The sequence below is a fragment of the Comamonas composti DSM 21721 genome (assembly GCF_000429845.1).
Classification (GTDB): Bacteria; Pseudomonadota; Gammaproteobacteria; order Burkholderiales; family Burkholderiaceae_C; genus Comamonas; species Comamonas composti.
The window spans coordinates 31,070-49,884 of sequence record NZ_AUCQ01000003.1; the positions used below are offsets into that span (position 1 = coordinate 31,070).

12 protein-coding genes are annotated in these 18,815 nt (G+C 58.4%); 2 read left to right on the plus strand and 10 right to left on the minus strand.

Annotated features, from left to right (window positions below):
• Positions 1-287 precede the first annotated feature (287 nt).
• The 3 genes from G486_RS21445 to G486_RS0103490 are packed head-to-tail and all read right to left on the minus strand — an operon-like array spanning position 288 to position 5,875.
• Positions 288-1,622, minus strand: coding sequence for a TolC family protein (locus tag G486_RS21445; protein ID WP_084455014.1), 1,335 nt, complete (start codon positions 1,620-1,622; stop codon positions 288-290).
• Entirely contained in the window at positions 1,615-4,710 is a 3,096-nt protein-coding gene (locus tag G486_RS0103485; protein WP_027014277.1) for an efflux RND transporter permease subunit, read from the minus strand. The genes G486_RS21445 and G486_RS0103485 overlap by 8 nt, the downstream gene beginning before the upstream one ends.
• A gap of 19 nt (positions 4,711-4,729) precedes the next feature.
• On the minus strand, positions 4,730-5,875 hold the full coding sequence (locus G486_RS0103490; protein WP_027014278.1) for an efflux RND transporter periplasmic adaptor subunit: 1,146 nt from the start codon (positions 5,873-5,875) through the stop codon (positions 4,730-4,732).
• A gap of 680 nt (positions 5,876-6,555) precedes the next feature.
• Between G486_RS0103490 and dinG the strand changes: the two genes are divergently transcribed.
• Complete coding sequence (gene dinG / locus G486_RS0103495; RefSeq protein ID WP_027014279.1) at positions 6,556-8,724, plus strand: ATP-dependent DNA helicase DinG; 2,169 nt, start codon at positions 6,556-6,558, stop codon at positions 8,722-8,724.
• Positions 8,725-10,213: 1,489 nt separating this feature from the next.
• On the opposite strand, the gene G486_RS0103500 is transcribed toward dinG, so the two are convergent.
• Positions 10,214-10,756, minus strand: coding sequence for a Spy/CpxP family protein refolding chaperone (locus G486_RS0103500; protein WP_051303093.1), 543 nt, complete (start codon positions 10,754-10,756; stop codon positions 10,214-10,216).
• 281 nt (positions 10,757-11,037) lie between these two features.
• On the opposite strand from G486_RS0103500, the gene G486_RS0103505 reads away from it, so the two are divergent.
• Entirely contained in the window at positions 11,038-12,054 is a 1,017-nt protein-coding gene (locus G486_RS0103505; RefSeq protein ID WP_027014281.1) for a recombination-associated protein RdgC, read from the plus strand.
• 14 nt (positions 12,055-12,068) lie between these two features.
• On the opposite strand, the gene G486_RS0103510 is transcribed toward G486_RS0103505, so the two are convergent.
• The 6 genes from G486_RS0103510 to G486_RS0103540 form a co-directional block, all read right to left on the minus strand.
• Positions 12,069-13,076, minus strand: coding sequence for a fimbrial protein (locus G486_RS0103510; RefSeq protein ID WP_027014282.1), 1,008 nt, complete (start codon positions 13,074-13,076; stop codon positions 12,069-12,071).
• Positions 13,073-15,616 (minus strand): fimbria/pilus outer membrane usher protein, encoded by a 2,544-nt coding sequence (locus tag G486_RS0103515; protein WP_084455016.1) that lies wholly within the window; start codon positions 15,614-15,616, stop codon positions 13,073-13,075. The genes G486_RS0103510 and G486_RS0103515 overlap by 4 nt, the downstream gene beginning before the upstream one ends.
• Before the next feature lie 168 nt (positions 15,617-15,784).
• A complete protein-coding gene (locus tag G486_RS0103525) occupies positions 15,785-16,459 on the minus strand; it encodes a fimbrial biogenesis chaperone (protein WP_027014285.1) in 675 nt (224 codons plus the stop codon).
• 78 nt (positions 16,460-16,537) lie between these two features.
• Positions 16,538-17,098, minus strand: a complete 561-nt coding sequence (locus G486_RS23085; protein WP_027014286.1) for a fimbrial protein — start codon at positions 17,096-17,098, stop codon at positions 16,538-16,540.
• Positions 17,099-17,449: 351 nt separating this feature from the next.
• Positions 17,450-17,635, minus strand: a complete 186-nt coding sequence (locus G486_RS23915) for a hypothetical protein (protein WP_156919874.1) — start codon at positions 17,633-17,635, stop codon at positions 17,450-17,452.
• Positions 17,636-17,977: 342 nt separating this feature from the next.
• Positions 17,978-18,808, minus strand: coding sequence for an HpcH/HpaI aldolase/citrate lyase family protein (locus tag G486_RS0103540; protein WP_027014287.1), 831 nt, complete (start codon positions 18,806-18,808; stop codon positions 17,978-17,980).
• Positions 18,809-18,815 lie beyond the last annotated feature (7 nt).

Below are 18,815 nucleotides of genomic sequence, written 5' to 3' on the forward strand. Positions count from 1 at the left end.
ATACGCAGTCCTGAGAACGTGTTTACGATCTCCTCGGTGCCGCGCCAGTGTCTTTGCGGGATGGGATACGAGGCGCGATACCGCAGCAATAGCCGTGCTATTGCGAGGATTCGCAACGCTGTAGACCGCCCGCAAAGGCACTGTCCCGAAGGGTTGGAGCGAAATCGGGCGATTTCTTCGCGCTGGCCCTTGCTTGCATCCCGGTGCAAGCTGCGGCCCATCGACTCGAACTCATCCCGATTGCACTCCAACGCGGCAGCGTAGAGATCGTAAACACGTTCTGAAATTCAGGGCCGCACCTCGGGCAGATCGCCGCTGGCCAGGCGCACCTGCCATTCGGCAAGCAGCATTTCCTTGACCAGATCCAGGTGCTCCAGCCGGTGCTCGTTGATCGAGCCCAGCGAGTCGATGAGCTCCAGAATGCTGCCCTGGCCCAGCTGGTAGGCATCCTGGGCCATTTGCTGCAGCGGCGTGATCTGGGTCAGGCCCTGCTTTTCATAGGCGAGCACGGCCTGGCGGCGCAGCTTGAGCTGCTTGAGCGCGCGCTGCAGTTCGCTGCGCGCCTCAAGCACGGCCGCATCGTAGTGCAGCCGGGCCTGCTCGGCCTCGACCTGGGCACGCTCTATCTCGCCCCGGCGGCGGTCGAACAAGGGCAGCTCCACGGAGACGCCGATCTGGTTGTACTTGCCATCCTGGGAGTTGCGCACGCGCGCCACGCCGACGCTGGGCGTGGGCAGGGCTTCGCGGCGCTCAAGGTCGATCTTGTGACGCAGCTGGTCAAGCTCGGCCTGGCTCGCGCGCACGGCCGGCAGGCGCAGGCGTGCCTCTTCCCACAGGGCTTCGAAGCGCGGCTGCGCGGCCTCGTTGGCGGCCTGCAGGCTGCCCACGGCACGCGGTTCCCATTGCGGCAAGGCCGCCAGCTGGGCGGCATGCGAGACCGCATCCTGCCAGTCGGATTCGGCCTGGCTGACCTGCATGGCCATCTGCGCGAGCTGCAAGTCCAGGCGCGCACCGTCGTAGCGGCTGCGCGCACCGGCCTGGATCTGGCCGCGCACGATGTGCCCGGCCTTTTCCAGCGACTGCTGGGCCTGCTGCCAGACCTCCAGGCGCTGCTGGGTCATGAGCAGCTCGATGAAGGCCTCGGCCGCATCGCCCAGGCTGCCGGCCACGGCCACATCGACCTGGGCACGGGCCGTGGTCTCGCCCTTGCGCGCGTTCTCCATGCGCATGCCGCGCTGGCCGAAGATGGGCAGCGGCTGCTCTATGCCCCACTCGCGCTCGCCGGGCTTGTTGCCATAGTTCACGGTGGGATTCGGAAACACCGCCGCGCTCTTGCTGTCGGCCTTGGCCAGATCCAGCAGCAGCCTGTCGGCCGCCAGCTGGGGCCGGTTCGCGACCACGAGCTGCAGATACTCCTGCATGCCCAGGGCCTGCTGGGGCATGGCTGGCGGCATCTGGGCCTCTGCGGCAACCGCGAAGGCCGTCTGCGCCGGCTGTGCGAGCACCGGGCTTGCGGCAAAGCCCAGCGCCAGCAAGGCCGTCAGTGTCCGGGCTTTGAAACTCCATCGATGGATGGGCGCGCCGTGCAAGGCGGCAAAGCCGTTCAGGGGGTGCTTATTCATTTTCTTCTTGCCTCACCAGATTCTTGGGCCCCAAAAATGCATACAGCACGGGCAGCAGCACCAGGGCCACCAGGGGCAGGACCAGCATGCCGCCCACGATGACCGAGGCAAAGGGCTTTTGCGTTTCGCTGCCCACGCCCGTGGACAGGGCCATGGGCAGCAGGCCCAGCAGCGCCAGCAGCGAGACCAGCAAAATGGAGCGCATGCGCTCGGCCGCGCCCTCGATCAAGGCCTGCAGCAGCGGCATGCCCTGGCGGCGCAGCTCTTCCACGGCCGAGATCACGAGCAGGCCCGCCAGCGCCACCTGGCCCAGCAGGGCGATGAAGCCGATGGCCGCGCTGATCGACAGCTCGATCCCCGCGAAATGCAGGGCCGCAATGCCACCCACCATGGCAAACGGCGCGCACAGCAAAATGATGCCCGCGCTGCGTGCCTGGCCCAGCGCGCTGAACAGCAGCGCATAGACGATGAGCAGAGACAGCGGCACGACGATCTTCAGGCGCTCCGCAGCACGCTGCTGGTTCTCCCATTCGCCGCCCCAGATGGCCTGATAGCCCTCGGGCATCTGTACGTTCTGCTTGAACGTGGCCAGCGTCTCCTTGACCACCGAGCCGATGTCGCGGCCTTCCACGTTGAACTTGAGCGCCATGTAGCGCGCATTGCCTTCGCGGAAGATGGAGGAGTTGCCGATCTTGATGCCCACCTGGCCCACGGAGTGCAGGGGCACGGAGCCGCCATCGGGCAGGGGAATGGCGATGGAGCGTATGCGCTCCTCGTCCATGCGGTCCACATAGGGCAGGCGCACGCGCACGGGCACGGGGTATTCGCCCTCCCACAGCGTGGTCGAGACGTTGCCGGCCAGCGCCGCTTCCAGCGTCTTCTGCGCGGTCTCCATGTCCACGCCCTGGCGCGCCAGCGCCTGGCGGTCGAACTCCACATGCACCTGGGGCGCGGGAGCGTCGCGGTACAGGCCCAGATCGACCACGCCCTCGATGCCCTTGACCAGATCCTGGGTCTGCTCCAGCAGGCTGCGCAGCTGGGGGATCTCGGGGCCGAAGACCTTGAGCACAACCTGGCCGCGCGCGCCCGAGGTGGACTCTTCCACGCTGTCGCGAATCGGCTGGGCAAAGTTGAAGGACACGCCCGGTATCTCGCTGAGCGAAGCGCGCATCTGCTCGATGAGCTGGGGCTTGTCCAGACCCTTGCGCCATTCGCCATGGCCCTTGAGACGCACCAGCACCTTGGCCAGGTTCAGCGTCTCGTTGTCCGTACCCGACTCGGGCCGGCCCTGCTCGGTGGTCACCGAGATCACTTCGGGGAAGGCATTGAGCAGCGAGCGCACATCGCGCAGCACTTCCTGGCCCTTTTCCAGCGAGATCGAGGCCGGCATCTCCACCAGCACATAGGCATCGCCTTCATCGAGTTCGGGCAGGAATTCCGTGCCCAGCCACAGCGCCGAGACCCCGGCTCCACCCAGCGCGGCCACGAACACCACGATCACCATGATGCGGCGCCGGCCCTCGCCAAGCATGCGCGTCACCCATTGCTGGTAGCCGTGATGCATGCGGTCGAAGACCTTGGGCTCCTCGACCATCGCATGCTTGGGCTTGAGCAGCAGCGCACACAGCGCCGGCACCAGACCCATGGCAAACACCAGCGCGCCCAGCAGCGCAAAGCTGTAGGTCATGGCCAGCGGACGGAAAATGCGGCCCTCGATGCTTTGCAGCGAGAACACGGGAATCAGCGCCGCGATCACGATCGCCATGGCAAACAGCGTGGGCTTGGCCACGGCCACGGCCGAATCGATGATGATCTGGCGCATGTCGGCCTGGGTCTGGGGCTTGCGCAGGCGCGCATTGCGCAGAATGTTCTCGGCCAGCACCACGGCGCCATCGACCATGATGCCGAAGTCGATGGCCCCCATGGAGATCAGGTTCGCGGGCATGCCCAGCCAGTGCAGGCCGATGAAGGCCACGAGCAGGGACAGCGGAATCACCGTGGCCACGATCAGCGAGCCGCGCACACTGCGCAGGAACAGCCACAGCACGCCGATGATCAGCGCAGCACCGAACAGCAGGTTGTGCTGCACCGTGCCCAGCGTATGGCTGACCAGGTCGGAGCGGTCGTAATTGGTCTCCATGCGCATGCCCTGGGGTAGGCCGCCGTCGTTGAGCTCGGCCACCTTGGCATGGATTTGATCGAGCACCACCGAAGGGTTGGCACCGCGCTTGAGCAGCACAATGCCCTGAACCACGTCGTCGGCATCGTCCATGCCCACCGAGCCCTGGCGCGGCGTATGCGACTGCACCACACGGGCCACATCGCCAATGGTCACCGGCGCGCTGCCGCGCATGGCCACGACCACGCCGCGAATCTCCTGCGGCGTGCGCAGCAGGCCAATGCCGCGGATGATCAGCGACTGCTCGCCACGGCGCATGAGGCCGCCGCCCACGTTGCGGTTGGACTTGGACAGGGCCTCGTTCACATCCTCCAGCGACAGGCCCAGCGCATACAGCTTTTCGGGATCGACCTCGACGTGGTACTCCTTGACGAAGCCGCCGATGCTGACCACGTCGGCCACGCCCTGCACCTGCTTGAGCACGCGCACCACATGCCATTCCTGCTCGGTGCGCAACTGCGCCAGCGTATGGCGCTCGCTGCGCAGGCTGTAGTAGAAGATCTTGCCCAGCGGCGTGTAGTCGGGCGCCATCTCGGGTGTGACGCCCTCGGGCAGATCGGCCTGGGGCAGGCGCTGGGAGACCTCGGCACGCGCATGAAAGCTCTCGGCCTCGTCATCGAAGACCAGGTTGATCATGGCCAGCCCGAAGTAGCTCTCCGAGCGCAGCGAGACCAGGCCCGGCGTGCCGTTGAGCTCGCGCTCCAGCGGCTGGGTGATCTGGCGCTCGACCTCCTCGGGCGCCAGGCCCGGGGCCTGCGCAATCACACCTACCTGCACATTGGTCACATCGGGATAGGCCTCGATGGCGGTCTGCAAATAGGAATACACGCCGTACACGGCAATCAGCAAGGTGGCGCACACGGCCACCATGCGCCTGTGCACCACAAACGCTATCAAAGAACGCAGCATCTATAGAACTCCTGCGCTCTCAGAGCAACTGGCTGGCCGCGCCATCGAGCAGCAGGCCGCCACGGATCACGATCTTCTCGCCCACCTTGAGGCCCGATATCACCGGCACCAGGCCGCGCCCCGGATGACCCAGGTTCACCGTGCGGGCCTCGAAGCGCTGCTCGCCGGTCTGCACGAAGACGATGGAGCGGCTCTCATCCTTGATGAGCACGGCCGTCACGGGAATCAGCATCTCGTGCTGGTTGGAGACCTGCACGCCCACGCGCGCCTGCATGCCGGCACGCAACACGGGGTTTTGCGCGTCGAGCTGCACGATCACGGCAGCACGGCGCGATTCCTTGTCCAGCGTGGCCCCCAGGTGACGCACCTTGCCCTGCAAGGGCTTGGCCAGCTGCGGCACCTCGACCTGAACCGCACTGCCCAGGCGTATGCCGGGCAGATCGCTTTCGAACACATCGGCCACCACGTTCATGGCTTCGGGATCACCGATCAGGAACAGCTCGGCTCCGGGCTCGAACGAAGAGCCGACCATGGCCTTGCGCTCGGCCACCACGCCGGCACGCGGTGCACGCAGGACCAGACGGTCGCCTCCGCCCTGGCCCAGCAGGGCCGCCGTGCCCTGGGCGCGGGCCAACTCCTGCGCGGTCTCGCGCAGCTTGGCCTGGGCGGCGCGCAAGTCCACATCCACGCCCACGCCCTTGTCCATCATGGTCTGGTGGCGCTTGACTTCGACAGCCGCCACATCATGGGCCGTGCGCGCCGCATCCACCTCGTAGCGCACACGCAAGGCCTCGGGGCTGACCAGGGTCGCGAGTTCATCGCCGGCCTTGACCATATCCCCCACATGGGCGCGCACCGACAGCACGCGTGCGGCCAGAGGTACGGTCACCGTGGCCACGCGATCCTCGGCAAAACCCACGCGCGCAGGCGCCCAGGCCATTTGCGTGCCCTGGGGTTCGGCCACCTCGGCAATATCCAGCATCTTCAGCGACTCGGGCTGCAGTTGCACCACGCCCTGAGGCAGAGGCTCCTGCTTGACAGCAGCAGCCTCTGCCTGAGCCTGCGAGGCATTGCAGCCCGCAAGCCCCCATACGACAGCGGCTGCACATGCGGCCACCGTGGAAAAACGAGTCATGTCTCGCAAGCCTTTGAATTTCTTGTTCATTGAGCACCCTTTCAACCGTGCCTGGGACAAAACTGCAGCCACCTTGAAGCCACCGTATCCCCTTGGAGCTCATGCTAGAAACCAAGGCCTCCGACGTGCGTGACGCATTCATTACCGTTTCGTAAGACTCCCAAGAGTCAGTCCAGCCCCCTGCCCTACCGCCTGAACCAGCCAGCAGTGAACCCAGCTTGTGGCAAGGCCTTTGGCCGCACCTCGCCAAACTGTGGATAAATCAGGAACAAGCAGCCCCACAGATCCACAGGAAAAGTTATCCACAGATTGAGAAATACCAATCAGGATCGCACACCGAAATTTTCAGGATCAACAAAAAAATCCAAGAAAATCAAATCACTGAAATGACAAAAGAACTTTCACAACAGGCAATCAACAGACTTGCACACAGGAAACGCCACGAAAAACCCTGTGGATAAGCTGATGAGGTCTGCGAATTGTCAAAGCAGACCCTATGGATACAAGCACTGAATATCTGCTGGACAAGCTGTTCATGCTGCAATCCCATGCGTATGAAAAATTCCCTGCCGTGAGACGTATGACATACGCAGAATCTGAATTTGTATGCCGTATTGCATAAGATTTCGCATCTTATTTAATACATATCACTGTACGAATATTTATAAAACACCTGCCCCAGAGGGGAAGACCAGCAAAAACAAGCACAAATGCATGAAAAAAAATGGGCTCAAGAAGCCCTGAATTCCTTCGATGCCGTGGTCGGCGCCATGGCCGGGTTCAGAAATCGGGATGGCCAGCGAAAAATGGCGGCCCAGATCGCTGAAACCCTGAGCCAGGCCCAGCTTGGAAAAGTCGATGAAGACGCCACCCCACCCCGGCGCGCCATTGCCGTGGTCCAGGCTGGCACGGGTGTGGGCAAGTCCCTGGCCTATAGCATTCCTGCGATCTCCATGGCCCTGGCGCGCGGAACGCGGGTACTGATATCCACAGCCACCGTGGCCCTGCAGGAGCAGTTGGTGAACAAGGATTTGCCGGCCCTGGCCGAGCAACTGGGCCAGCCGTTTCAATTCGCGCTGGCCAAGGGGCGCGGCCGTTTCGTCTGCAAGCTCAAGCTCGAGCGCCTGGCCAGCACGGGCGAAGCCCAGGATGAGGACGCCGACGACTTGTTCGCCGAAGAGCTGGCCCAGACGCGCACGGTCCGCCCGGCTCAGGAACTCGAAGCACGCATGCGCTTTTACAAGTCCATGGCCGATGCTCTGGCCACCCAGGCCTGGGACGGCGACCGGGACAGCCTGGAAGCCCCGCCGGAAGCCGAAGCCTGGAGCCCCGTGGCCGCCGAATCCTCGTCGTGCACGGGCCGCTACTGCCCGGCTTTTGCAGGCTGCGTCTATTACGAGCAGCGCAAGCAGTTGGTGGCCGCCCAGGTCATCGTCGCCAACCATGATCTGCTCTTGTCTTCTCTGGGCGCACGCCTGCTTCCCGAGCTGGACAATTGCCTGCTGGTGCTGGACGAGGCCCACCATCTGCCGGCCACGGCCCTGGATCAGTTCGCAGGGGACATGGACCTGAGCCGTCTGGGCTGGATAGACAAGCTCACCAGCCGGGCATTGCGCGTCAACGCCCTGGTCGAGGTCGAGGAGCTTGCGGATCTGCCCAGCCATGCAAGCCAGCTGCGCCAGCAATTGCAGGAGCTCGCGCGTCTGATCATGGAAACCCATGCCGACGAGCTCAAGGGTCAGAGCAGCAACTGGGGACCGGCGCGCGTGCGCGTGCCGCGCGGCATGCTGGCCGAGCCCCTGCTCGCGCCTTTGGGCCACATCGCCCACCATGCCGACGCCTATCTGGATGCCCTGCGCGCCATCTCCAAGGCCTTGCGTGCCGCCATCAAGGACAGGCCCGAGGAATCCCGCAGGCTTTCCACAGCTTACGCACAAGTAGGCGCCCTGGCCCCACGCCTCGAAGCCGTCTATGACACGGCCCAGCTGCTGATGCAGCAGCCAGCGCAGGATGACGACAGCAAGCCTGTTCCCAACGCCAAATGGTTCACGTTGGAGACCGATGGCGAGTACATCGTGGTCAGGGCCCATGCCAGCCCAATTCTTCCCGGAGCCACGCTGCGCCAGCATTTATGGGGTCATGTGCGCGGTGCCGTGCTCACATCGGCCACATTAACAAGCTGTGGGCAATTCGACTTCTTCCTGCGTGAAGCCGGGCTTCACGAAGACCAGGCGGTGACCACGCTGGAAGTCCCCAGCCCTTTCGACTATGAGCACCAAGGCAAGCTCATCGCCCATGAAACCCAGGCCGATCCGCGCCAGGCCGACAGCTTTACCCAGGAAATGGTCCAGGCCCTGTTGACCGATCTTTCAGCAGTCACCGCCGGAGCCCTGGTGCTGTTCACCTCACGCGAACAAATGCGTCAGGCCGTCGATGCCCTGTCCACCGCCATGCGCTCTCAGGTGCTGGTACAGACCACCCTGCCCCGGGCCTTGCTGCTCAAGCGCCACCGCGAAGCCGTCGAAATGGGCGAGCCTTCGATCATTTTCGGCATGCAGTCCTTTGGCGAAGGCCTGGATCTTCCCGGAGCCCTGTGCGAATCGCTGTTCATCACCAAGCTGCCGTTTGCACCGCCCGACGATCCCGTAGGCGAAGCCCGGGCCGAATGGCTGCGCAGCAGCGGCCGCAATCCGTTCAACGAGCTGGTCGTGCCTGCCACGGCCATCCGCCTCGCGCAATGGGTAGGCCGTGCCATACGCACCGAGGAAGACATGGCCCATGTCTACTGCTATGACAAGCGCCTGGTCGTGACCAGCTACGGGCAGCAATTGCTGAAAGGCCTGCCACCGTTTGCCCTGCAGCGGCGCAGCGCCCGCTGATCCAACGTCTTTGCTCCTTGCTGCAAAGGAGCTATCCACAGCCGGCCCCTGTGCCGCCGGAAAAACAGCAAAGCCAGAGACCTGGGGTACAGGCTTTGCCAGCAGCTGACCAAGAACGAATCCTGTGTGCCAGGGCCTTCAGGCGGCCCTGGCGCGCCTGAAATGGATTCCCCATCCCCCAAGAGGTCGGATGAATGCCAGGCCTTCTCAGCCCTGCATCGCGTGATATCTGCACTTGCCGCAGCTGGCAGTGGGCGGAATTGCGGTCCAGAGCACAGTTGAATTTTTTTGAACGCAATTTAACTCAGGTCTTTTTCATCAAACGCCGTTCTGCAGCACGTGAAGAAGTCCGGAATTCTTCCACAGCTGTGCAGAACATCCTGTGGATAAATTGCCTTGTTCAAAGCTAGGCCAGAGCATTTATCCCCAGAACCAGGATATTCCCCCAGTTTTCTGCCATCCATCCGAACAAAACAGACGCTTCAATTTCGCTGGAACGGTTTTTCATCGAGCGGACTTCTGTTTCAGAGCTTTCTGCCATCCAACTTTTGCGCCGGTGCTTGGCTTTTTTTGCAAAACAGGGCTTGTGCCTTGGTTGTTCTTTAGAAGCTTTATTAATGAATAGTCGTAGTAGTAGAAGCCAGATCTTTCTGTGGATAAGTCGTATTTTTTTTGTGAAATCAAAAACTTATGTGGATTGCAAGCTTGTTGGAAGATGGCTGGTGCTGCTGTCCTGCAAAAGTGGATAGATCAGCAGAGTTCTCTCCAACTGTGGATATCTATGTTTTTTCAAACCATCTATCCACAGCTTTTGAATTGATTTCTATTTTCTTTAAAACATCGTAAGTATTTGATTTTTAAAAGATTTATGGAAAATGGAAAATTTCTACGTTCATCCATGACGGAAATAAACACACGCATTGACCCTTTGTGGGGCGGTCTTCAGGCTCGGTTCAGGTGTTGAAACACTTTTTTTTTATCCAGATCCAGGTTCTGCATGTGAAAAAAGTTCTTTGGCAATTCTTTCTATAGGTCTTATTTCTAATTAGTAGTAGTAGTAAGTAACACACTTAATTGTTGATAAGTTTGAATTTTTATTTAAAATCAATGAGTTATGCGGTTGTGAAGTCTGTGGCTGAGATGATGCATGGAGCAGCATCGGTTTGGGAACAACTTTCTCATGCTTAGAATTTATGTGGATAAGTGTGAAATTACGCGGGTTTTATCACCATGTTTATTCACAGGCACTTTGGTCATCGATCTGCTTAAGAGCGTGCAATTGCCCGCATGTACTTCTTCAAGCTGCCGGACATGAAAAAAGCCCCTGCATGTGAGATCACATGCAGGGGCTTTTCAAAGAGGCCTGGGCCCGGGCAGGGTTGGGCCGGTCCGGGATGGCTATGTCAAAACCAGATCAAACGATGGCCTTGTCGGTTGCATTTGTCGTACTCCTGTACAGGCAGCGCACTCGATGGATAGGGAAGCGAACTTATTTGGCGGCTTCAGGCTTGGCCCGATGGCCGTGGTTGTGGCCTCCTCTGCGGTGCTTGCCCATGGCCTTCAAGGAAACCTTGTCAAAGGTTTTCTGTTGTTCTGCATTGAGCTGGGCATAAAACGCTTTGGTGGCTTCGCCACGACGCTCAGCCTCGGCCGCATGCTGGGTGCGCAGTTCACGCATCTTGTCTATGCGCTGGGGCGTGGTCAGCTGTGAAAATGCCTGACGCTCCATGCGCTGGCCGCGCTCGGCGGGCTTGAGTGCTGCCGCATAGGTGGACCAGGCATTTTCCTGGGCCGGCGTGAGCTTGAGTTCGGCCTTGACCTGGTCCAGGCGCTTTTGCATGCGCTCCTGGTGCTGGGCCTGCCACTTGGCTCGCTGCTCGGGCGCAGGGCTTGCGTGCTTGGCTGCCGCAGCAGGTGCGGGCGTTGCCGGAGTCTGCTGGGCAAACGAAGGCAGGCTGAAGGCTGCGAGCAAGGCGCTGGCAAGAATGGCGCGGGAGGCGGTGCGGCTCAGGCTTTGGCTCAGATATGTCATGGCGTAGTCCTTTCATGGATAAGAATGAAATCTCTCCGCAGAGCGCTTGAATGGGTTGCAGTGCGGCGATGGATTGAGTGTGGTTGGCCCATGTTTCGCTGAAATAAGGTTTTGCGCAGGCTGTGTAAAGTAATGACAAGCTTTGCCGTGCTGCTGTCCCTGGCTCTGGGCATGCCGCTTCATGCGATGCGGGTGGCGGATCGCGTCAGGGATGACTTATGAATAAAAGGCTGGCAACTGCTTGAAGGGTGGCTGTCTGCGATGGAAGAAAAAGGTTTTCGATGTTCAAGAACATGATCGTGTATCGCATTGCCGAGAGCTGGCAGGGCGACTTGCAGACTCTGGAAGATGCGCTGGGCAAGAGCCCGTTTGCCGAATGCGGTGCCACTCAGGAGCGCAGCGCGGGATGGGTACCGCCTCGCGGTGAGGCCCATGGCCCTTTGGCCGAGTCCGTGGGCGGCCAGTGGATTCTGCGTTTCATGGCCGAATCCAAGATGCTGCCGGCCAGCGTGCTCAACCGCCGTGTGAATGAGAAGGCCGCGCATATAGAGGCCTCCGAAGGGCGCAAGCCTGGCAAGAAAGAGAAGAAAGAGCTCAAGGACGAAGCCAAGCTCGATCTGCTGCCCATGGCCTTTACCAAGCAGGGCAGTATGTGGGTCTGGCTTGATCCCCAGGCGCGCACCCTGGTGCTGGACACGGGCACGCAGGCACGTGCCGACGAGGTGGTCAGCCTGCTGGTCGAGGGCTTGCCCGGGTTTGCGCTGGCCTTGCTCGATACCCAGACCAGCCCCCAGGCAGCCATGGCCCACTGGCTGTTGACCCAGGAGCCGCCGGCCGGTTTTTCCATAGATCGCGAATGCGAGCTCAAGGCGGCGGATGAGTCCAAGGCCGTGGTGCGCTATGCGCGCCATCCTCTGGACATCGACGAGGTGCGCCAGCACATAGAGCATGGCAAGCTGCCCACGCGATTGGCCATGAGCTGGGATGATCGCGTGAGCTTTGCGCTCACCGAGGGACTGCAGATCCGCAAGATTGCCTTGCTCGATGCCGTCATGGACGGCCAGTCCCAGGACGATGGCGGCTTTGATGCCGACGTGGCGATTGCCACGGGTGAACTGTCCAGGTTGATTCCCGACTTGATCGAAGCCCTGGGCGGGGAAGGGCGTTCGGCCCTGGGCCAGGGCCTGCCGGCTTCGTTGCAGGCAATCGAGACAGACACAAAGGCCAAGGGCCAGGGCACGGTGACGGGGCCGGCCGAGGCGCCCGTGGATAGTGCGCCCGGTGAATCGCCTTTTTAGATGGCAAGCAGGCTCTAATTGAACTGCAGTATGAAAGAGGCTGAGGACTCGACTTCGCCGGGCCTTGGCGCATTGCCGTAGCGGTAGTACTCGGCCTCGATGGGAATGATTTTTTGCCCTTTGGGCAAGCCGCCCAGAGAGACATATTCGTCGTGCACCAGGTGACCGTTCGCAAAGCCTGGTGCACTCAGAACAAAGCCAAAGCCCGTGGCATTGCTTTGCCAGCCTTCATCCATGGGCTTGAGCACGATGTTTCTGCCCTCGTGCGTGGTGGCACCGTGGTTGCCCTTCACAAGTATCGAGGCGGTCATCTCTCCGGTGCACTCCACGGTCAGGTTGTCCCGGCCACGAACCGGTTGCTGCGCAAAGCCGATATGGGGGAAGTTGCTGACCGAAATTCCGGGAAGGCGTATGCGCAGATCCTTGTTGAGGATCTTGCAGGACTTGGCAGTCTGAATATTCGGCGTCATGCGAAAGTGAAAGCCTACGTTGGTATAGCCGACTTCAAAGCGCCGGACCAGCAAGGCGCCCACGTGTGCGTTGGCCTTGGTCGGGGAGGGATTATCGGTCGCCGCATATAGGTGCAGTCTTGTCATGGGCGTGTTCAGCGGGCCTTCACGACCGGACATGGTGCCTTCGCGCGTGAAATAAACGCCCGTCTCCAGATCCTCGATGGCATAGGCATAGTTTGCTTCGCCGGCGGTATACAGATGGTAGGTGGGCCGGCCATCGATGTGTTTGTAATACCTGGAAAGCATGCTCACTCCTTCCCCATGAGTCGCATAGAGGGCCACTTCGGAACCTGGCGAGCATTGCGCAATGGGAGCCGTTCCCCCATCCCGTTTGAAATCGAAAGAGCCCAGATAGGTGTCGGCCGGTATATCTCCGGTCAGCTGCAGGGTTACTTTGGCTTCCATGGTTCCTGCGAGAGGAATGCCTTGGTTCACGCACTCGGACCAGGCACGCTGGGCCATGCCCGCAGCAAGCAGCATGGCAAAAAAAGCACAGCGTATGACAGTCATGACAGATCCTCGGGAGCGCGGCAATCGGATTGAATGAGGTAGAGGCCGCTCGCAGGACTTGCCTGCTGCAGATCGAAGTCCAGAACGCAGCGGTGGGCCTGGTCCTTTTGTTGCCAGCGCAACTCGACCTGACCCTGCCGGGCAGGCGCCACCAGGTAGAACTGGTTGAAGCCACTGACGGCAGAGAGCTTGTCGCTGCCCTTGAGCCTGACTTCCGCTCCCGTGGGGACATCGCGGTTTGCGACGGTGACGATCAGCTTGTAGCCCACACGCGTGTCGAAGCGCGAGACAATGAGCGCCCCCTTGGTGGGGAACAGGTCGGTGTTGATATTGCCCATGATGTCCACATCATCGGGAAAGCTCGAGGTGTCGAGGGCAAGCGTGTTCGCGCGGAACGAGGACAGGCCCGGAACAATGGCCAGACCGCTTGCATTGGTCTCAACGCTGGAATAGTTCTGCACGCGGACCTTGCCTGCATCTGGTGCTATGACCAGGGCATTGGATTCATGCAGCGGACGAGAAAGCACCGAGCCATATTCGGTTACCGTGACTGCGCCGCTCATGCCATAGCTGTAGTTTTGCTGGCCGTTTTTTGCATACGAGTAGCCGGCATTGAAACTGCCTACGCTGCTGTTGTAGGCGGCGTTCGCCCCGCCATAAGCACCTGCGCCGTGGTTGCCCCAGCCCTGATAGACGCCCCAGTCCAGACGGTTATCGAGTACCGAGCCGTTCAGTCTTGCGCTCAGGTTGCTATCGCCTTCGTCATTGCGGCTCATGTTGTAGTTGACCCAGGTCGTACCCCCCGACAGGAATGACAAGGGGATGCTCAGCGTCACAGAAATCTCGCTGGAACTGCGTTTTCCGGGTACAAAGCCCTGGTCGCTGTTGCGGAACTTGTTGAAATAAACCCCATAGGTAATGCCTTTGTGCGATCCGTTATAGCCAGCGCTATAGGAATAAACACTATTGCCCGAGCGATAGCGGTAATTCGAGGCTCTCAGGCTCAGACCGCCGAGGCTGTCGGGCAGCGCCTGGTTCACGGAGATGCTGAATTGGCTTTTCTCCCGGCCCAGAGGATCGGGGGGCAGGAGCGAGCTCCTGAACTTCACAAACCCGGGATCAAGAGCGCGTGAATACACGAGGGACAGGGTGGTATTGGTGGAAAAACCTTTACCGTAGTTCAGCCGCACTGCCTTGCCCGACTCCTTTTGGCCATTCGGCTGCTTGTGATGGCTTTGGGTCAGGTCGCCTGAAACAGCACCCCAGTTGCCCAGGTTGGAGCCCATCCCCAGGGCCAGCGCCTTGTAATCGGGCGAGGCCTGCAATCCGCCATAGATGGTGTTGTGCTGGGTCAGGCCATAAATCATCTCCAGCTGGTTCATGTACTGTCTGGAGGCATGGAGCACCTCCTCGATATGGCGGCCGCTGCTCAGGCTGTATTTGAATTTTCCCTGCTTTTCCATGATGGGAAGAGCGGAGAACGGCACGATGAAATTCTTGAGTGTTCCATCGGCCTCGCGCAGTGTCACATCGAGATCGCCACCAAAGCTCGCGGGATAGTAATCGCTAATCGAGTATGGACCGGCAGGAACATTGGCTTGGTAGATGGTGTTTCCGTTTTGTCTGACCGTAATTTGAGCATCGCTGCTGGCCACGCCATTAATTGACGGTACATAGCCTCGCTCATTGATGGGAAGCATTTGGTCGCTGCTGCGCAGGCTAATTCCTCGTAGCTTGAATGAATCAAAAATTGTGGATGAAGAGTAGCTGTCCCCGAGGGAAATTTCACTGCGTATGGAAGTCAGGCTTCTGGAAACCGTATTGCTGATCGTATTCCAGCGAGATCTTTTTTTATCTCTGGTCCATACAGAGTAGTTCCTATAGCGCCAGGCACCCAGGTTGACACTGGGCCTCAGATTCAAGTACTGGTTTGATCCATTGTTTCTGGTTTGATATGAAGAAAATGCATAATTCATGGAAAAATGGTCGATTCCATCATTCCAGAGCTTTTCCTGGGCCTTGAAGATCAGATTCTTATCCACATGGGTCTGTGGAATGGAAAGATGCAGGGATCTGTCATTCGATGCGAATATGAAGGAAATATATTCCAGGCTGCTGAAATTCAGGCAGGATATTCCACCGTTGTCGAAAGTCTCGGATGGGTCAAGTCTTATTCCCATGGATTCCAGCTCCGTCAAGCCAATGCAGGGCGTTATCTTTTTCTTGCCGCTGGAATCTTCACGCAGGATGAATTGTATTTCTCTTTCATCTACCAGTTGTTTGTTGACATAAAGGTTGACTTCATAGGTTCCCGGTAGAAAATCATTGTCTGCAAGAATGGAGATACTTTCATCGATTTCTGCCGATTCATTTCCAATTCTCAGAAGTCCTGGGTGATAGTAATCACCCGCAAGCACATGATTTTCTGTGAAAAGAAACATGAAAAAAATGGCCAGGTATTTGGTGTTTTTATTTCCTGGAAAGAGTTCACTCTTATTGCCGTATTTCTGTGGCATTGCATCAATTTTTTTATGAATCATAAGAGTGCGACTGGGTCTTTAATAACAGCTTGGCAAGCCAATATGGTGCGGCCCATTTCCGGTTGACTTAAATCATCGAACCGGATGAGAAGTCTTGCTGAAGTGGTAGAGGTGAATTTTCTGGTAGTGAATGCTCACGTATTTATTTGAGGCTGATAGGCCGATCTTTTAGATGGGAAAGCTCTGGAAAAAAGAGGCGCCGTAGTCATTGAGATAGTTGATCTGTATCTGGCTGCCTGATGCAGGACTTTCTTCTAAGGGAATCTTGACCGTGCTATAGGGCGGAAGATAGCCAGGATTTTCTAACTCCTTGTCCCCTAGAAGAAGCTTGTTCAGATTGATGTAGACAGCGCCGGGATTTTCCAGTATCAGCTCATGCTGGCTGGATGAGACCTTGATCTGCTTTGCCATCTCGGTCATGTCTATATCTTTCAAACTATCTGGCCGGTGAATCAGCTTGATGCGATTGGTGACTGAAAAACGCAGTACATTTTTTTCGTCCTTCGATGAAGGCTCAACGAACTTTATATTCAACCAATAAAGGGATTCCCTATCGCTTGGCTGCTGGCTGTTGCGTATGACTTGTATGGAGTTTTTTCTGTCTCCGGGAAGCTTGAAAAGAGGGGGGACGATGACAAAGTCCATGGTATGTTTTCCGGCGCTTGTCTCGACCCAGGACTGGACCAGGTAATTTTTATGGCCTTGGCTGGAAACAGTAACCTGAGCGCTTTTGTTTTTTTCTTCGTATATGAGACGAGTACTTTCCACGGAAAATGCGGCCATGGAATTTATGGAGATCAGGCCTAGAAATGCTGCCAGCAGAATAATTTTTTTCTTGATCATCGAGCTATCTTGCTTTTTTGCAATCCATGGAGCAAAGAGTGGCTGCCGATTTGAAAGGCGGCAGAGCCGCCTTTCAAATCAGTCGTAGGAAATGATGTAATTGACCGTGGAGTTGGCTTCGCCGGGCTCGACGGCATCGTCTGTGCTCACGTACTTGGCGACCAGATCAATATCGACCCTGTTGGATGCATCTATCGGATATTTGTGCGTCACTATCAGATTCAGAGGCTGGGACATGTCATTGGAGTCATAAATATATATGCCTATGTTTTTGGCCGTACTGCTGGATGTGTCGTTGTCCAGGCGCACGATATCGGTGCTGCCAGACTTCATAGCGGCATCTAGTTTGAGATGGACCCAATCCTTGTCCATAGGGCAGCGGCTCAGGTCAAACATGATTTTTCCATCCTTGCCACCACCTCCAACGATGGTGCCTGAGGAGGGAAAGGCCGAGGTTGGATAAGTGCCCATCTCGATGGTGGCATTTGGCGAACTGCTTCCGTTGATCTCCACCTGGCATGTAGAGGAAAATATACGGCCTGTCATATAGATATTGCCGGTATTGGTGGTCTGCGCTGATGCAGACCCCATGGCAATCAGCATGGAAAAATAAATGGCTTTGGACAGATGAGACTTCATAAAGATCTCCCATGATTGAAATGAAAAGTTTTATGTTGCAAAAATCATTGAGCAACAAAATATGAAAGCATATGAAATCTTAGTTTCAATGCTTTACAAATACTAACACTTGCCTTGAGGGCGAGTATGTAGGTGGTTTTCGCTCGTCTTGTAAGATGTTTTTGTAATTGTTTGTAGGAATATTTCGTTGAAATATCGGCCAGGAAAAATTTCATGATCTTGCTCATCTCATGCCGATTTAGATAATAAATTTTCGCTCAATTTAAATGAGATTCATCACTTGATTGTTGTAATATGAAATATTGATGTGCTCATCATCAATGATGATCCTGATTTCAAGGGATAAATTCATCACGCTATGCCTGCTGGGGCGTGAATAATCTTGATTTTTCCGAAATAAATAATCGATGAATAAATCTCGTTAATACCTTTGTGATGCTTATTGTCGCCATTTGGCTTTTTGAATGACTTTCTTCTAGGCACAAGCCGGGCATACCCCTGGGAATGACCAAGATAATCCGCAAAGATCAGAACCATCCTGCGATCCTGTGGCTTGATCAGTGTGCGGCTTCATGGGGCGGTCTCAAGCTTGAAGTGCAACACCTGAACCCCAGGCGGACTTATGTCGCGGCCATCGTCTGGGGACACCCGCCGGCGATTGCGGACGGAGCCAAAGACCCATGCTGTTCGCAGTTCCATTCCTGAACTGGATTGATGCGGGGCCTGCGCATCCAGGCTGAGGCAAACCAGTCCATGCGTTTGCCAAATCAGACAGTCAGCAAGCCCCGTGACGTAGGTGTTGCGTTGTGGCTGTGAGCCTGGAGGAGCGAGGCCCCTCTCATCCGAACCACTCTTGTCTCTCAGAACGTGTTTACGATTTCAGATGGCGGAGCGCAGAATGCGCGCGGCCTGCTCGCAGATTGGCCCGTCGATGAGCCTGCCGTCCAGTGACACGGCCCGGCCGTCGCTGGAGGCTGCAAGCACCTTGCGCGCCCAGGCCACTTGCTCGGGCCCGGGGCGAAAGCCCTGATCCACGGCCGGCACTTGTCGAGGGTGGATGCAGGCCTTGGCCGCAAAGCCAAAGCGCAATGCGCGGTCTATCTCGCGCGCGAGCAACTCGGGGTTGTCGAGAGCCAGACATACGCCATCTATGGGTGCGGCAAGGCCGGCCAACCGGGAATGCATGACGATCTGCGTGCGAAAGTAGTGCAGGGGTGCATCGTCGTCATGAATGGACAGCTCGGCCATCAGGTCGGCACAGCCCAGCATGAGTCGCTGTACGCCGGGCGCGCGCGACAGTTCGCCGATGCAGGCAAATGCATGCAAGGTTTCCATCAGCAGATGCAGGGGGCGCTGTCCCGTCCAATGCCAGATGCATTCGACATGGTCTGCGGATCGGGGCTTGGGCAGCAGCACGCCGTCCAGCGGCAGCTGGGCGCAGGCGCGGGCATCGTCCTCCTGCCATGGCGTGCCATGGGCGTTGATGCGCACGAACCAGGCGACTCCCAGCGCATTGCAGGCGCCGCGCAACTGGTCGGCCGCCTGAGCAATGGCCGAGCGGGCCGCGAGTTTGTCGGCCGGCGCCACGGCATCCTCGAGGTCGATGATGAGCGCGCCGGGAGCAGCCTGTATGGCTTTGAGAAAGCGCTCGGGACGATTGCCCGGCACAAAGAGCGTTGAGCGCAGGGCGGGCGGGCTTGAGCGGTTCATGGCCAGG

What these genes read in the sequence shown, in the direction of transcription:
- G486_RS21445 (WP_084455014.1), bottom strand. Translation starts at nt 1,622, where the DNA reads ATGAATAAGCACCCCCTGAACGGCTTTGCCGCCTTGCACGGCGCGCCC.
- G486_RS0103485 (WP_027014277.1), bottom strand. Translation starts at nt 4,710, where the DNA reads ATGCTGCGTTCTTTGATAGCGTTTGTGGTGCACAGGCGCATGGTGGCC.
- G486_RS0103490 (WP_027014278.1), bottom strand. Translation starts at nt 5,875, where the DNA reads ATGAACAAGAAATTCAAAGGCTTGCGAGACATGACTCGTTTTTCCACG.
- dinG (WP_027014279.1), top strand. Translation starts at nt 6,556, where the DNA reads ATGCATGAAAAAAAATGGGCTCAAGAAGCCCTGAATTCCTTCGATGCC.
- G486_RS0103500 (WP_051303093.1), bottom strand. Translation starts at nt 10,756, where the DNA reads ATGACATATCTGAGCCAAAGCCTGAGCCGCACCGCCTCCCGCGCCATT.
- G486_RS0103505 (WP_027014281.1), top strand. Translation starts at nt 11,038, where the DNA reads ATGTTCAAGAACATGATCGTGTATCGCATTGCCGAGAGCTGGCAGGGC.
- G486_RS0103510 (WP_027014282.1), bottom strand. Translation starts at nt 13,076, where the DNA reads ATGACTGTCATACGCTGTGCTTTTTTTGCCATGCTGCTTGCTGCGGGC.
- G486_RS0103515 (WP_084455016.1), bottom strand. Translation starts at nt 15,616, where the DNA reads ATGATTCATAAAAAAATTGATGCAATGCCACAGAAATACGGCAATAAG.
- G486_RS0103525 (WP_027014285.1), bottom strand. Translation starts at nt 16,459, where the DNA reads ATGATCAAGAAAAAAATTATTCTGCTGGCAGCATTTCTAGGCCTGATC.
- G486_RS23085 (WP_027014286.1), bottom strand. Translation starts at nt 17,098, where the DNA reads ATGAAGTCTCATCTGTCCAAAGCCATTTATTTTTCCATGCTGATTGCC.
- G486_RS23915 (WP_156919874.1), bottom strand. Translation starts at nt 17,635, where the DNA reads ATGGTTCTGATCTTTGCGGATTATCTTGGTCATTCCCAGGGGTATGCC.
- G486_RS0103540 (WP_027014287.1), bottom strand. Translation starts at nt 18,808, where the DNA reads ATGAACCGCTCAAGCCCGCCCGCCCTGCGCTCAACGCTCTTTGTGCCG.